The sequence below is a fragment of the Actinacidiphila guanduensis genome (assembly GCF_900103985.1).
GTDB lineage: Bacteria > Actinomycetota > Actinomycetes > Streptomycetales > Streptomycetaceae > Actinacidiphila > Actinacidiphila guanduensis.
Window position 1 is genome coordinate 21,721 of record NZ_FNIE01000016.1, and the last position, 14,548, is coordinate 36,268.

Here is a 14,548-nt window from a genome sequence, read left to right on the forward strand (position 1 = left end):
CGTGGCTGTTCCGAAGCGGAAGATGTCGCGCAGCAACACGCGCCACCGCCGTTCGCAGTGGAAGGCTGCGCCCGTGACCCTGGTGGCGTGCGAGCGCTGCCACGAGCCGAAGCTCCAGCACATCGCGTGCCCGAGCTGCGGCACCTACAACCGCCGTCAGGTCCTCGAGGTCTGATCGGCAGGTGACAGGCTCAGTGTCCTCAACGTCCTCCGCGTCCTCGGCCGCCCCGGCACCGGACGCGTCGGCGTCGAAGAAGGCCGCCACGGCCGCGACGGACAAGGCCTCGTCCCACGCACTTCTGGAAGGGCGGCTCGGGTACACACTCGACTCCGCCCTTCTGGTGCGTGCGCTCACCCACCGCTCGTTCGCGTACGAGAACGGCGGGCTGCCCACCAACGAGCGGCTGGAGTTCCTCGGGGACTCCGTGCTCGGCCTGGTGGTCACCGACACCCTCTACCGCACCCACCCCGACCTGCCCGAGGGCCAACTGGCCAAGCTGCGGGCCGCGGTGGTCAACTCCCGGGCGCTGGCCGGCGTCAGCCGCGGGCTCGACCTGGGCGCGTTCATCCGGCTCGGCCGGGGCGAAGAGGGCACCGGCGGGCGGGACAAGGCGTCCATCCTCGCGGACACCCTGGAGGCGGTCATCGGCGCCGTCTACCTCGATCAAGGGCTGGAGGCGGCCTCCGAGCTCGTCCACCGGCTCTTCGATCCGCTGATCGAGGAGTCCTCCAACCTCGGTGCCGGCCTGGACTGGAAGACCTCGCTCCAGGAACTCACCGCCTCCGAGGGGCTCGGCGTCCCGGAGTACGCGGTCACCGAGGCGGGACCCGACCACGAGAAGACCTTCACGGCTGCTGCCCGCGTCGGTGGTGTCGCGTACGGCACCGGCACCGGCCGCAGCAAGAAGGAAGCCGAGCAGCAGGCGGCCGAGGCCGCCTGGCGGGCCATCCGCAAGGCCGGCTCCGCGTCGTAGCGGCCCGCGGGCCGTTGTCTTCCAGGGGGCGCCGGGTATCCCGGCGCCCCCTTTCCGTCCGACGGGTTTTCCGATGGCGGGGGCGTGCCCCCGCCCTGTCCGAGGGGGTCGCGTGCCCGAGCTGCCGGAGGTGGAGGTCGTCCGCAGGGGCCTGGCCGCGTGGGCGGCCGGGCGGACCGTCGCGGACGTCACCGTGCTGCACCCGCGGGCGGTACGCCGGCACCCGCAGGGCGCGGTGGACTTCGGCGTCCGGCTCAAGGGCGCGGTGCTCGGCGAGCCGCACCGCAGGGGGAAGTACCTGTGGGTGCCGGTGGCGGCCGGTGCGGAGGAGGGCACCGCGATGGTCGCCCACCTGGGCATGAGCGGGCAGTTCCTGATCCGGCCGCAGGACGCGGCCGCGGAGGCGCACCTGCGGGTCCGGTTCGCCTTCGAGGACGACCGCGGCACCGACCTGCGCTTCGTGGACCAGCGCACCTTCGGCGGCCTCTCGCTGCACGAGACGGTGCCGGGGGACCCCGAGGGACTGCCGCTGCCGCTGGCGCACATCGCCCGCGACCCGATCGACCCGCTCTTCGACGACGACGCCTTCCACGCGGCCCTGCGCCGCAAGCGCACCACAATCAAGCGGGCGCTGCTCGACCAGAGCCTGATCAGCGGCGTCGGCAACATCTACGCCGACGAGGCGCTGTGGCGCAGCCGGCTGCACTACGAGCGGCCCACCGCGGGCCTGACCCGGCCGCGCACCGCCGAACTCCTCGGCCACATCCGCGAGGTGATGGGCGACGCGCTGGCCGCCGGCGGCACCAGCTTCGACAGCATGTACGTCAATGTGAACGGCGAGTCCGGCTGGTTCGACCGCTCACTGGACGCCTACGGCCGCGAGGGCAAGCCCTGCCGGCGGTGCGGCACGCCGATCCGGCGCCGCCCCTGGATGAACCGCTCCAGCCACTACTGCCCGCGCTGCCAGCCGGCGCCGCGCGCCGCGTCGTAGGACTCCCGGGCCGCCAGCACCTCGGGCATCCGGCCCTCCACGAGGTCGATCAGCTCGCGCAGCCGGCCGGCGGCCTGCGCGCCGAACGCGGTGAGCCGGTACTCCACGTGCGGCGGCTGGACCGGGCGGGCCTCGCGGATCACCAGGCCGTCGCGCTCCAGGGCCTGCAGGGTGCGGGAGAGCATCTTCTCGCTCACCCCGTCCACCCGGCGGCGCAGCTCGTTGAAGCGCAGCGTGTCCTCCGCGAGCGCGCACAGCGTCAGCGCGCCCCAGCGCCCGGTGACGTGCTCCAGGGTCACGCGCGACGGGCAGTCCCGCTCGAAGACGTCGAAGGCGTCCACGGCGCCGACGTCCCCCTCCACCACCTCACCCATGCCGCGAGCGTACCCCCGCCGCCCCGCCCACCGCGGCCCTCCCGCCGTCCTCCCGCCGTCCGCGCGGACCCGCGCCGGGCGGCCCTCTGCGGCTCCGGACGCCGGTCGGCTGCACGAGCAGTAGCCCATCGACTGACGGTTGCGTCATCCTGCCTTGGTGGACGCGAATGACGAGTCTTTCGAGTACTGGGTGCGTAGGCGCGAGCAGGAACGTCAGCGCAAGAGGGGGCGACTGCGCGTGAATACGCTGAAGGAGGGCGCTCAGCGAGGTTCACACGTCGACCCGGAGGCCCCGCGCCTCATCTCGCGTTGGGACGGCTATTGCTGGGAGCCGGTGGCCGTGGCGAGTGACCTGGCAGAGGCTGCGGCGATGCTGCAATCGGATTGTGGTGACGGCGAACGCTCCGAGCAGTTGGAGCCTCGATGCGGCTCCGGCACTGCACAGGACGGTGACCTTCGCGGCATGACCATTGCGGAGAGGAAGAGGGCGCGAGTGCGGCAAATGCTTGACGAGGAGCAGTACCGCCCTGGCTCGCCGAGGTGATGCCATGCCGCGGGATCCCTCCTCGAGTGCTGTCGCTGAGCCGGAACCGCTTCAGCACCCGTACCCGGGCGGCCGTGGATCGCGTGTTCACTGCCCTGCAGTCGGCGGATGCCGGCCCGGACACGGCCCAGCGTGGCTCATAGGGTCCTGACCTGCGGTGTTCTCAGTACCCGAAGTCCTGGGTCCACCAGGGGCCGCCCGTGCCGAAGTGGACGCCGACGCCGAGGGTGGTGAAGTCGCAGTCGAGGATGTTGGCGCGGTGGCCGGGGCTGTTCATCCAGGCGTCCATCACGGCCTGGGCGTCGGCCTGGCCCATGGCGATGTTCTCGCCGCCGAGGCCGGTGATGCCGAGCTTCTTGGCCCGGTCCCAGGGGGTGTTGCCGTCCGGGTCGGTGTGGTTGAAGAAGCCGCGGGCGGCCATGTCGTCGCTGAAGTTCTGCGCCAGGGTGTTCAGCGCGGAGTCCGCGGTCAGCGGGCGGCAGCCGGCGGTGGCGCGCTGCTGGTTGACCAGGGTGAGGATCTGCGCCCGGGCGGCGGCCACCGCGTCGGTCACCGACGGGGAGGCCGCGGGGGCGCCGGCTGCCGGCGGCTTGGTGGCCGTGACCACAGGGGTGGTGGGCGCCGCGGTGGTCCGGGTCGGCGTGGGCGCGGCGGTGCGGGGGGCCGTGCGCGAGGGGGTGGCCGTGGGCCGGGCGGCGGCCGTGGTGCGGCTCGCGGTGGGGGAGCCGCCGGTGGTGGAGGCGGTGGTCGCCGGGGTCGTGGTGCCGCCGAGCGGCGAGGGTATGTCGCTGCCCGAGGGAGCCGGGCCCGCGGCCTGGGTGCCGCCGGGGACGTCGCCCTCGACCTGGTGCAGCTCACCGCTCACCTGGGAGAGCAGCCCCGAGGACGCGGCCACGGCGCCGACGGTCAGCGCGGCCGACGAGGCGAGCAGCCCCGTGCGCACCGGGTGGTGCCGGCGCCTGCCGCGATGGCTGGTCGGGCCCGGCTGCGGGGCCGCGGGCTCGGCATGACGGCTGTGACGCCCCATCGCCGCACTCCTGACTGCTCGTCGGACCCCAGCAGCCCCGGCGGTGCCGGGCGTTGTAGGCCGAACGGGTGAAGCCTGTTGAGGGGGGACTGTAGCGAATCGAGCCCGCGTGCGAGTGGGCGCGACCGAAAGAGCGCCGATAGCGTGCGTCACATGAACGAGAATGTCCGGCTGACGGCCTGGGTGCGCGGCCGCGTCCAGGGCGTGGGCTTCCGCTGGTGGACCCGCGCCACCGCCCTGGAGACCGGCGGGCTGACCGGCTACGCGGGGAATCTGGCCGACGGGCGGGTGCAGGTCGTCGCCGAGGGCGGCCGCGAGGACTGCGAGGCGCTGCTGGAGTGGCTGCGGCACGGCGACACGCCCGGGCGGGTCGACGGGGTGACCGAAATCTGGGGGGTGGCCCGCGGCGGATACCAGGGTTTCGAGATTCGATGACCCCAACCCGTTGCCATCCGGCCTCCCGCGTGCAAGGCTGCCCGCAGCGAGGATGATCGCTTTCCCCTCGCCGCCCCGCGGGCAGCCCGCGGCGCCCGTTCGCGCCGTGATTTCGGAGGCCGACCCGGCGCTTGGGCTGTGATCGTGTTGACCGTCCCCCTTTTTGGTGAGACCCTGGAAGCCCCGCGGGACGTGGCACCGATGAATGCTAAGAGGGCCACGGACGGCCTCAGGCCTTGCGCGGGAGCGTACCCCTCACCCACGACCACCCGCTCCGGTCGGTCACTCAGCGTGGAGGACCATCCATCATGGCAAAGGCGCTTCTCGGTTACGTCGGCGGTCCCGACCCGCGACTCCTCGCCGAGATGCGAAGGTTGCAGCAGCGCGTCCAGGACCTGGAGTCCGAGCTCCTGCGCATGCAGGCGCAGAACGACGCACTCGCTGTCGCATCGCGTGAAGAGTCGCTGCTCAGCAGCATCGACGTACCTCACGCGGAGCCCGCGATGGCCTGACGGCTCCGAGTAACAACCAGGTACGGCGAGACCCGGGTACGGGCAGTATCCGGCACGGACCAGGCACGCGTCGCCCACAGGGACGGCGCAGCCGCCGCACGGCAACCGTGCGGTCCGACGCACACTGCGGTTCCCTCACCACCGTGTGGTTCCGCAGGACCTTCAAGGGACGCCTCCGGCGTCCCTTCGTCCGTTTTCCCTCCGTGTGCCGCCCCCTGCGCCCTCCCGCTTCCCTCTCGCACCCCTTGCGCGCTCCCGCGTTGCCGCGTGCCCGACGGGAATTTAAACTCCGCTCCACCCGCCGGCCCGCTCTACGTCTGATGTGCCCTGCACATTCCTCGGTGAAACCGCGGTCGGCGGGTAGAGTCGACCGGCGTGCATCTGAAGACCCTGACCCTGCGCGGCTTCAAGTCGTTCGCCTCCGCGACGACTCTGCGGTTCGAGCCCGGCATCACCTGCGTCGTCGGACCCAACGGCTCCGGCAAGTCCAACGTGGTGGACGCGCTGTCCTGGGTCATGGGCGAGCAGGGCGCCAAGTCGCTGCGCGGCGGCAAGATGGAGGACGTCATCTTCGCCGGCACCACCGGCCGCCCCCCGCTGGGCCGCGCCGAGGTGTCGCTGACCATCGACAACACCGACGGCGTGCTGCCGATCGAGTACGCCGAGGTCACCATCACCCGGATCATGTTCCGCAACGGCGGCAGCGAGTACCAGATCAACGGCGACACCTGCCGGCTGCTGGACATTCAGGAGCTGCTGTCGGACTCCGGCATCGGCCGCGAGATGCACGTCATCGTCGGCCAGGGCCAGCTCGACTCGGTGCTGCACGCCGACCCGATGGGCCGCCGCGCCTTCATCGAGGAGGCCGCCGGCGTCCTGAAGCACCGCAAGCGCAAGGAGAAGGCGCTCCGCAAGCTCGACGCGATGCAGGCCAACCTCGCCCGCGTCACCGACCTCACCGCCGAACTGCGCCGCCAGCTCAAGCCGTTGGGCCGCCAGGCGCAGGTCGCCCGGCGGGCCGCCGTCATCCAGGCCGACCTGCGCGACGCCCGGCTGCGGCTGCTCGCCGACGACCTGGTCACCCTCCGCGAGGCGCTGCGCGCCGAGGTCGCCGACGAGGCCGCCCTCAAGGAGCGCCGGGACGCCGTCGAGGAGCAACTCGCCGAGGCGCTGCGGCGCGAGGCCCGTCTGGAGGAGCAGGTGCGGGCGCTCACCCCGCGGGTGAACGAGGCGCAGGCCACCTGGTACGCCCTGTCGCAGCTCACCGAGCGGGTCCGCGGCACCATCGGCCTGGCCGAGCAGCGCCACCGGCACGCCACCACCCAGCCGGCCGAGGAGCGGCGCGGCCGGGACCCGGAGGATATGGAGCGCGAGGCCGCCCGCATCCGCGAGCAGGAGGCCGAACTGGAGGAGGCGCTGGACGCCGCCCAGCGCGCCCTGGACGACACCGTCGCCCACCGCGCCGACCTGGAGCGCGCCCTGGCCGAGGAGGAGGCGCGGCTGCGCACCGCCGCCCGCGCCATCGCCGACCGCCGCGAGGGCCTGGCCCGCCTGACCGCCCAGGTCAACGCGGCCCGCTCCAAGGCGGTTTCGGCCGAGGCGGAGATCGGCCGGCTCACCGTCGCCCGCGACGAGGCCCGCGAGCGCGCGGAGTCCGCGCAGGCCGAGTACGAGGAGCTGCGCGCGCAGGTCGAGGGCCTGGACGCCGACGACAGCGAGCTGGACGCCCTGGTCGAGGCCGCACGCGAGGAACAGGCCGCCGCCGAGGAGGAGTTCACCGCCGCCCGCGAGGCCGCGACCGCCGCGGAGCGGCGCCGGGCCGCCGTCGCCGCCCGCCGTGACGCGCTCGCGCCCGCGCTGCGCCGCAAGGACGGCAGCGGGGCGCTGCTGGGCAACCCCGGCGTCCTGGGTTCCGCGGCCGCGCTGCTGAAGGTCGCCCCCGGCTACGAGGTGGCGCTCGCCGCGGCCCTGGGCGCGGCGGCCGACGCGGTGGCCGTCGCCGGCCCGTCCGCGGCCGCCGAGGCACTGCGCCACCTGCGCAAGAACGACGCGGGGCGCGCCGCCCTGCTGCTCGCCGACGCCCCCGCCCCGGCGGCGGAGGAGCAGCGCCCGCCGCTGCCGCCCGGCGTCCGCTGGGCCGCCGACCTGGTCACCGCGCCTGAGGAGCTGGCGCCCGCGGTGGCCCGGCTGCTGGCGCAGGTGGTGGTCGCCGGCACCCTGGACGAGGCCGAGGCACTGGTCACCACCCACCCCGGCCTGGTCGCGGTGACCGCCGAAGGCGACACCCTCGCCGCCCACCTGGCGCAGGGCGGCTCCGCGGGCGCGCCCAGCGTCCTGGAGGTCCAGGCGCAGGTGGACGAGGCCACCGCCGAACTGGCCCGTCTGGAGGAGGAGTGCGCCGAGCTGGCGACGCGCCAGCAGGAGGCCAAGGAGCGCAGGTCGGCGGCCGCCCGCGCGGCCGACGAGCTGTCCCAGCGGCGCCGCGCGGCCGAGAAGCAGAAGGCGTCGGTCGCCCAGCAGCTCGGCCGGCACGGCGGGCAGGCCCGGGCCGCGGCCGGGGAGGCCGAGCGGGCGGCGGCCGCGGTCGTACGGGCCGAGGAGGCGATGGCGGCCGCGCGCGAGGAACTGGAGGAGCTGTCCTACCGGCTGGGCGAGGCGCAGGCCGAGCCGGGCGAGGAGGAGCCGGACACCTTCGCCCGGGACCGGCTGGCCGCGGACGGGGCCAACGCCCGGCAGACCGAGATGGAGGCGCGGCTGCAGGTCCGCACCCACGAGGAGCGGGTGAAGTCCCTGGCCGGGCGGGCCGATGGCCTGGACCGGGCGGCGCGCGCCGAGCGCGAGACCAGGGCGCGGGCCGAGCGGCGCCGGGCCCGGCTGGCGTACGAGGCGTCGGTGGCCGCCGCGGTGCTGGCCGGCGCCCGCGGGCTGCTCGACTGCGTGCAGGTCTCGCTCGGCCGGGCCGAGGCCGAACGGGCCGCCGCCGAGCAGGCCAGGGCCGAGCGGGAGGCCGAACTGGGCGCCGAGCGGCGGCGCGGCCGCGAGCTGAAGGCCGAGCTGGACAAGCTCACCGGCGATGTGCACAAGGGCGAGGTGCTGGGCGCGGAGAAGCGGCTGCGGATCGAGCAGCTGGAGGCCAAGGCGCTGGAGGAGCACGGCATGGAGCCGGCCGGCCTCGTCGCCGAGTACGGGCCCGACCAGTTGGTGCCGCCGTCCCCGCCGGCCGAGGGCGAGGTGCTCCCCGAGGACCCGGAGCACCCGCGCAACCAGCCCCGCCCGTACGCGCGGCCCGAGCAGGAGAAGCGGCTGCGGGCGGCCGAGAAGGCGTACGCCCAGCTGGGCAAGGTCAACCCGCTGGCGCTGGAGGAGTTCGCGGCCCTGGAGGAGCGGCACAAGTTCCTCACCGAGCAGCTGGAGGACCTCCGCAGGACCCGGGCGGACCTGCTGCAGGTCGTCAAGGATGTGGACGAGCGGGTGGAGCAGGTCTTCACCGCGGCCTTCCACGACACCGCCCGTGAGTTCGAGGGCGTCTTCTCCCGCCTTTTCCCAGGTGGCGAGGGGCGGCTGCTGCTCACCGACCCGGACAACATGCTCACCACAGGCGTGGAGGTTGAAGCCAGGCCGCCCGGGAAGAAGGTCAAACGGCTGTCGCTCCTGTCGGGAGGTGAGCGCTCGCTGACCGCGGTGGCGATGCTGGTGTCGATCTTCAAGGCCCGGCCGAGTCCGTTCTACGTGATGGACGAGGTCGAGGCCGCGCTGGACGACACCAACCTCCAGCGGCTGATCCGGATCATGGAGGAGCTGCAGGAGAGCTCGCAGCTCATCGTGATCACGCACCAGAAGCGGACGATGGAGGTCGCCGATGCCCTGTACGGCGTATCGATGCAGGGCGACGGTGTCTCCAAGGTGATCAGCCAGCGGCTGCGGGACGGGAAGCGCCAGGCCCTGGAGAGCGCCTGAGCGGGCCCCGGAACAGGGTCCGGCGCTCTCCATCGTTCAGGAAATGAAATGAAGCTGTCCGAGTAGTCCCTTCTGTGCCGTGTGCTGTGGCTGGAGTGGCGATTGGCTGATTTTTGTATTCGGAACATGAACGCATACCCTCAAGAGGTCCTATCAGGCGTTCGAGTGGTGGCCGGTGCGAGGTCGGCCAACACTTGAAGATCCAGACCCTCATGTGAGGGCTCACCGCCGAGCCCGAGGAGCACTTACGTTGACCAGCACCGCACGACCGACCGGTACACCGGACAGCCTTCCGGGGAGCGAACACCTCGGGCATGTCGTCTTCATCACCGCGGCCGCCGCCATGGGCGGCTTTCTCTTCGGCTACGACAGCTCGGTGATCAACGGCGCCGTCGAGGCGATCCGGGACAAGTACGACATCGGCTCGGCGGCCCTCGCCCAGGTCATCGCCGTCGCCCTGATCGGCTGCGCGATCGGCGCCGCCACCGCCGGCCGCATCGCCGACCGGATCGGCCGCATCCGCTGCATGCAGATCGCCTCCGTGCTCTTCACCATCTCCGCCGTCGGCTCCGCCCTGCCCTTCGCGCTGTGGGACCTGGCGCTGTGGCGGATCATCGGCGGCTTCGCCATCGGCATGGCCTCGGTGATCGGCCCCGCCTACATCGCCGAGGTGTCCCCGCCCGCCTACCGGGGCCGGCTCGCCTCCTTCCAGCAGGCCGCGATCGTGCTCGGCATCGCCATCTCCCAGCTGGTCAACTACGGCATCCTGCAGGCCGCGAACGGCAAGCAGCGCGGCCACCTGATCGGCCTGGAGGCCTGGCAGGTCATGCTCGGCGTGATGGTCGTCCCGGCGGTGATCTACGGCCTGCTGTCCTTCGCCATCCCCGAGTCCCCGCGCTTCCTGCTCAGCGTCGACCGCGAGAAGGAGGCCCGCGCGGTCCTCGCCGACGTCGAGGGCGCGAACACCGACCTCGACGCCCGGGTGCAGGAGATCCGCACCGCCATGCGGCGCGAGCACAAGTCCACCTTCGGCGACCTGCTCAAGCCCGGCCCGCGCACCGTGCGCAACTTCCTGCCGATCGTGTGGATCGGCATCGGGCTGTCCGCCTTCCAGCAGCTGGTCGGCATCAACGTGGCCTTCTACTACTCCTCCACGCTGTGGCAGTCCGTCGGCATCGACCCGACCAGCTCGTTCTTCTACTCCTTCACCACCTCGATCGTGAACATCATCGGCACGGTGATCGCGATGATCTTCGTGGACCGGATCGGCCGCCGCCCGCTCGCCCTGATCGGCTCCTCCGGCATGGCCGTCGCGCTCGCCCTGGAGGCGTGGGCCTTCTCCGCCAAGCACGGCGCCACGCTGCCCAACACCCAGGGCACCGTCGCCCTGATCGCCGCCCACTGCTTCGTGCTCTTCTTCGCCCTGTCCTGGGGCGTGGTGGTCTGGGTCTTCCTCGGCGAGATGTTCCCGAACCGGATCCGCGCCGCCGCGCTCGGCGTCGCCGCCTCCGCGCAGTGGATCGCCAACTGGGCCATCACCGCGAGTTTCCCGAGCCTGGCCGACTGGAACCTGTCGGGCACCTACGTGATCTACACCTGCTTCGCGCTCCTCTCGATCCCCTTCGTCCTGCTCTTCGTCAAGGAGACCAAGGGCAAGACCCTGGAGGAGATGGGCTGAGGGCGGGACCCCTTCGCCTAGGCTTGGTGGGCTATGGAAATCGTGATCCTTGTCGTCGTCATCGCCCTGGTCGTGGTCCTGGGGGCCGGCGGGCTGGTGGTCGGCAGCCGCCGCAGGAAGAAGCAGCTGCCGTCGCCGCCGCCGAGCACCCCCGAGATCACCAAGCCTCCAGCCGAACCGCACATCGGCGACGAGGCCGCCACACAGACCGAGGAGTCCCGCCGCACCATCGAGGAGGTGGAGCTCCCCGGCGCCACCGCCGCGCCGGAGGCGCCCGCCCCCGAGACGGTGCCCGAGGTGGTCATCGAGCGGCCGGAGCCCAGCGCCGGCCGGCTGGTGCGGCTGCGCTCCCGCCTGTCCCGCTCCCAGAACTCGCTCGGCAAGGGCCTGCTCACCCTGCTCTCCAGGGAGCGGCTCGACGAGGACACCTGGGAGGAGGTCGAGGACACCCTCATCACCGCCGACGTGGGTGTGGCCCCCACCCAGGAACTGGTCGAGCGGCTGCGCACCCGGGTCCGCGTCCTGGGCACCCGCACGCCGGAGGAGCTGCGCGCCCTGCTGCGCGAGGAGCTCGTCGCGCTGGTCGACCCCACGCTCGACCGCACGCTGCACACCGACAGCCACGAGGAGTCGCCCGGCGTCGTCCTGGTCGTCGGGGTGAACGGCACCGGCAAGACCACCACCACCGGCAAGCTCGCCCGGGTGCTGGTCGCCGACGGCCACAGCGTCGTACTGGGCGCCGCCGACACTTTCCGCGCCGCCGCCGCCGACCAGCTGCAGACCTGGGGCGAGCGGGTCGGCGCCCGCACCGTGCGCGGGCCCGAGGGCGGCGACCCCGCCTCCATCGCCTTCGACGCCGTCAAGGAAGGCATCGCCCAGGGCGCGGACACCGTGCTCATCGACACCGCCGGGCGGCTGCACACCAAGACCGGCCTGATGGACGAGCTGGGCAAGGTCAAGCGGGTCGTGGAGAAGCACGGGCCGGTGGACGAGGTGCTGCTGGTGCTCGACGCCACCACCGGGCAGAACGGCCTGGTGCAGGCGCGGGTCTTCGCCGAGGTGGTCGACATCACCGGCATCGTGCTCACCAAGCTCGACGGCACCGCCAAGGGCGGCATCGTCGTCGCCGTGCAGCGCGAGCTGGGCGTCCCGGTCAAGCTGATCGGCCTCGGCGAGGGCGCGGACGACCTGGCCCCCTTCGAGCCGGGCGCCTTCGTGGACGCGCTCATCGGGGACTAGCGGCGCGCGACCGGCGGCGATCGGCGGCGACTGGTGGTCCGGCCGGGCCCGCCGCCCGCAGCAGCCGGCACGTCGTCCACGTGGTAAGGGGCACTCGCGATGGCGGGTGCCCCTTACGTGTTCCGCTTGCCCGTGCCCTGGCACGTTGTTGCCGTTGCCGTTGCCGTTGCCGTTGCCGTTGCCGTTGCCGTTGCCGTTGCCGTTGCCGTTGCCGTTGCGTGCTGCCGCTACGCCGCCTGGCGTACGGGCGCGGCCGCCCCTGCCCGGCCGCGGTGTATACGGAAAGGCCGCGGCGGAGCTACGCGTACGCCCGCTCGCGGTGCGCCACGTACGCCAGGGTGCCCAGCAGCAGGCGCGCCTCGGGCGGCTGGCGCACGGTGTCCTGGCGCGGCTCGCGCAGCCAGCGCACCGGGCCGAGCCCGCCGAAGTCCGAGGGGGGAGCGGTGACATGGTCGCCCGGGCCGAGGCAGCGCAGGTCGAGTCGCGCGTCGTCCCAGCCCATCCGGTAGAGCAGCTGCGGCAGTTCGGCCGCCGCGCCCGGCGCGACGAAGAACTGCGCCCGCCCGGTCGGCGTCAGCAGCACCGGGCCGAGCCGCAGCCCCATCCGCTCCAGCCGCACCACCGCCCGCCGCCCCGGCGCCTCGGCCACGTCGATCACGTCGAAGGAGCGCCCCGCGGGCAGCAGCACCGAGGCCCCCGGCAGCCGGCTCCACACCTGGGCGGCCTGCTCGGGACCGGCCCCCGGCGGCACCTCCGCCGATGGGTCCAGCGGGTGCGCGCCCGGCCGCCCGCAGCCGTCCCGCCCGCACGAGCACGCGCTCCCGCCGCGCCCGGCCCGGGCGCCGGGCACGACGGCCCACCCGCACCGCGCGGTGTACTCCGCCACGGTGACGCACACCGCGGAGTGCGTCCTGCGGCGCGCCGCCCACCCGCCGGGCAGCGCCGCCGCCCGTGCCGCGTCCCGCACGCCGGTCCGGTGCTGCCGCATCTCGCGCATGCTGCCGATCGAGAACACCATGACCCCTCCAACGGATCGCCGCCGCCGATGGTTACGCATCCCCGTGTGATACTCCCGGCGGCATGTGTCAAGTGAATCGCCTGTCGGCGCGCGGGAGTTCATTCGAAGGGGTGGCGAATGGTGGCGTTTCCGCAATTGCGCCGCCACCCGGGTGACCACCGCACTAGTTTGCTTGGCAGCAGACGTGGGATGGGGGCGCGACCGTGGCAGGCACACCGGACAAGCAGCCCAACGCACAGCTGACCTCCTGGTTCGTGCGCAGTGGCTGGTCGAAGGGCGAACTCGCCCGTCAGGTCAACCGCAGAGCCCGCCAGTTGGGCGCGCACCACGTGAGCACCGACACCTCCCGGGTGCGCCGCTGGCTGGACGGCGAGCAGCCCCGCGAGCCGATCCCGCGCATCCTGTCCGAGCTGTTCTCCGAGCGGTTCGGCTGCGTGGTGCCCGTCGAGGACCTCGGGCTGCGCCCCGCCCACCAGCCCCCCGCGGGCGGCGACATCGACCTGCCGTGGGCCGGCCCGCAGACCGTCCAGCTGATCAACGAGTTCTCCCGCAGCGACCTGATGCTCGGCCGCCGCGGCTTCCTCGGCACCTCGCTGGCGCTGAGCGCCGGGCCCGCCCTGCTCGAACCCATGCAGCGCTGGCTGGTGCCCTCCGCCCAGGCCGCCCAGCCCGTCCCGATCGGGGCGAACCGGGACGCGGGCGGGCGCCCCTCGCGCCTGTCCGAGGAGGAGTTGCAATTGCTGGAGTCCACCGCGGCGATGTTCCGCGAGTGGGACAACCAGTGCGGCGGCGGGCTGCGCCGCAAGGCGGTCGTCGGCCAGCTGCACGAGGTCACCGACCTGCTCCAGGAGCAGCACCCCGAGGACGTCACCCGCCGGCTCTACCGCATCACCGCCGACCTCGCCGCGCTCGCCGGCTGGATGAGCTACGACGTCGGCCTGCAGCCCACCGCCCAGAAGTACCTGGTGCTCGCCCTGCACGCGGCCAAGGAGGCCGGCGACCGCCCGCTGGGCGCCTTCGTGCTGTCCTCCATGAGCCGCCAGATGATCCACCTGGACCGGCCCGACGACGCCCTGGAGCTGATCCACCTCGCCCAGTACGGCGCCCGCGACAGCGCCGGGGCCACCACCCAGGCGATGCTGCACGCCCTGGAGGCGCGCGCCTACGCCAACATGGGCCAGGTCAACAAGTGCCACCGGGCGGTGCGGATGGCCGAGGACACCTTCGCCGACGCCCGGCCCGAGGAGGACCCCACCTGGATCAGCTTCTTCACCGAGGCCGAACTGCACGCCGAGAACGCCCACTCCTACCGCGACCTGGCCTACGTCGCCGGCCGCAGCCCCACCTACGCCTCACTGGCGCAGCCCGAGATGCAGGCCGCCGTCGACGGCTTCCGCGAGGACGCCGTCCACCAGCGCGCCTACGCGCTCAACCTCGTCGGCATGGGCACCGTCCACCTGCTGATGCGCGAGCCCGAGCAGGCCGCCCACTTCACCGAGCACGCCATCGGCGTCGCCAAGAGGGTGCGCTCCGAGCGCGTCAACACCCGTATCCGCAAGACCACCGACACGGCGGTGCGGGAATTCGGCGACGTCCCCGAGGTGGCCCGGCTCGCCGAGCGCCTCTCCCGGGAACTCCCCGACGTCGCGGAATCCGCGTGACCGCGCGGCCGGCGGCCGGCGTACCGTCACCGCAGACCGCCTGCTTTCCCACCCGTATACATCCTTCACCGCACCTGGGGGTGGTTCATCTTCGCGTAACGTGGGCGACTTCTTCGTCACGGGCGTGAAACATCATGA

General features: G+C 73.0%; 13 protein-coding genes. 10 read left to right on the forward strand and 3 right to left on the reverse strand.

The window, feature by feature from the left end; translation table 11 throughout:
• Position 1 precedes the first annotated feature (1 nt).
• The 3 genes from rpmF to mutM all read left to right on the forward strand — a co-directional run bounded on the left by rpmF (position 2) and on the right by mutM (position 1,965).
• Complete coding sequence (gene rpmF / locus BLR33_RS28540) at positions 2 to 175, forward strand: 50S ribosomal protein L32 (RefSeq protein ID WP_093787525.1); 174 nt, start codon at positions 2 to 4, stop codon at positions 173 to 175.
• Positions 176 to 194: 19 nt separating this feature from the next.
• Positions 195 to 974, forward strand: coding sequence for a ribonuclease III (gene rnc, locus BLR33_RS28545; protein WP_322987205.1), 780 nt, complete (start codon positions 195 to 197; stop codon positions 972 to 974).
• 112 nt (positions 975 to 1,086) lie between these two features.
• Entirely contained in the window at positions 1,087 to 1,965 is an 879-nt protein-coding gene (mutM, locus tag BLR33_RS28550) for a bifunctional DNA-formamidopyrimidine glycosylase/DNA-(apurinic or apyrimidinic site) lyase (RefSeq protein ID WP_093787526.1), read from the forward strand.
• Here mutM and BLR33_RS28555 read toward each other — a convergent pair.
• Entirely contained in the window at positions 1,923 to 2,339 is a 417-nt protein-coding gene (locus BLR33_RS28555; protein ID WP_093787527.1) for a winged helix-turn-helix transcriptional regulator, read from the reverse strand. The two genes, mutM and BLR33_RS28555, sit on opposite strands and share 43 nt — an antisense overlap.
• 157 nt (positions 2,340 to 2,496) lie before the next feature.
• Between BLR33_RS28555 and BLR33_RS28560 the strand changes: the two genes are divergently transcribed.
• Positions 2,497 to 2,883 (forward strand): DUF6087 family protein, encoded by a 387-nt coding sequence (locus tag BLR33_RS28560; RefSeq protein ID WP_143031780.1) that lies wholly within the window; start codon positions 2,497 to 2,499, stop codon positions 2,881 to 2,883.
• 163 nt (positions 2,884 to 3,046) lie between these two features.
• On the opposite strand, the gene BLR33_RS28565 is transcribed toward BLR33_RS28560, so the two are convergent.
• On the reverse strand, positions 3,047 to 3,910 hold the full coding sequence (locus tag BLR33_RS28565; RefSeq protein ID WP_093787529.1) for a CAP domain-containing protein: 864 nt from the start codon (positions 3,908 to 3,910) through the stop codon (positions 3,047 to 3,049).
• Between the two features lie 153 nt (positions 3,911 to 4,063).
• On the opposite strand from BLR33_RS28565, the gene BLR33_RS28570 reads away from it, so the two are divergent.
• From BLR33_RS28570 to ftsY, 5 genes are all read left to right on the forward strand, one after another.
• Positions 4,064 to 4,345, forward strand: a complete 282-nt coding sequence (locus BLR33_RS28570) for an acylphosphatase (protein WP_093787530.1) — start codon at positions 4,064 to 4,066, stop codon at positions 4,343 to 4,345.
• 308 nt (positions 4,346 to 4,653) lie between these two features.
• Positions 4,654 to 4,857 (forward strand): hypothetical protein, encoded by a 204-nt coding sequence (locus tag BLR33_RS28575; protein WP_093787531.1) that lies wholly within the window; start codon positions 4,654 to 4,656, stop codon positions 4,855 to 4,857.
• 375 nt (positions 4,858 to 5,232) lie between these two features.
• Positions 5,233 to 8,814, forward strand: coding sequence for a chromosome segregation protein SMC (smc, locus tag BLR33_RS28580; protein WP_093787532.1), 3,582 nt, complete (start codon positions 5,233 to 5,235; stop codon positions 8,812 to 8,814).
• A 250-nt stretch (positions 8,815 to 9,064) separates the two neighbouring features.
• Positions 9,065 to 10,492, forward strand: coding sequence for a sugar porter family MFS transporter (locus tag BLR33_RS28585; protein ID WP_093787533.1), 1,428 nt, complete (start codon positions 9,065 to 9,067; stop codon positions 10,490 to 10,492).
• 33 nt (positions 10,493 to 10,525) lie between these two features.
• Entirely contained in the window at positions 10,526 to 11,731 is a 1,206-nt protein-coding gene (gene ftsY, locus BLR33_RS28590) for a signal recognition particle-docking protein FtsY (protein ID WP_093787534.1), read from the forward strand.
• Between the two features lie 298 nt (positions 11,732 to 12,029).
• On the opposite strand, the gene BLR33_RS28595 is transcribed toward ftsY, so the two are convergent.
• A complete protein-coding gene (locus BLR33_RS28595) occupies positions 12,030 to 12,749 on the reverse strand; it encodes a bifunctional DNA primase/polymerase (protein WP_093787535.1) in 720 nt (239 codons plus the stop codon).
• A gap of 203 nt (positions 12,750 to 12,952) precedes the next feature.
• Between BLR33_RS28595 and nsdA the strand changes: the two genes are divergently transcribed.
• Positions 12,953 to 14,410, forward strand: a complete 1,458-nt coding sequence (gene nsdA, locus BLR33_RS28600) for a transcriptional repressor NsdA (RefSeq protein ID WP_093787536.1) — start codon at positions 12,953 to 12,955, stop codon at positions 14,408 to 14,410.
• Positions 14,411 to 14,548: the final 138 nt, after the last annotated feature.